This is a genomic window from Mesorhizobium sp. M8A.F.Ca.ET.207.01.1.1, from assembly GCF_004794715.1.
GTDB lineage: Bacteria > Pseudomonadota > Alphaproteobacteria > Rhizobiales > Rhizobiaceae > Mesorhizobium.
Window position 1 is genome coordinate 1 of the sequence record NZ_SRUS01000537.1, and the last position, 290, is coordinate 290.

Consider the following 290-nt stretch of genomic DNA (forward strand, 5'->3'; position numbering starts at 1 on the left):
GACAGACTGGAAACGCCGAGCGAAATCAACGCTCCCAGCGAGACGAAGCGCAGGAAGGAATGGTGCAGCCGGATGCCCGGGTCTCGCTCGAACGACCAGAACCGGTGCGCCACGAAGGAGAAGAGCACTGCGGACAACCACGCGCCGACATTGGCGGCCAAGGCCGGCGCCGCGAGCTTGAGCAGCAGGAAGAATGCCGTGAGATCGATGCCGGTGTTGACCCGCCCGACCAGGGCGAAGCGGACGATCTTGTCGCCGGTCGAACGCTGCGGCTGGCCGGCACTGCTCAT

At 65.5% G+C, this 290-nt stretch carries 1 protein-coding gene; it reads right to left on the minus strand.

From position 1 onward, the window contains the following. Positions 1-290 (minus strand): GtrA family protein (locus tag EN850_RS35730; RefSeq protein WP_136093085.1); only part of this gene is annotated, 290 nt, incomplete at both ends.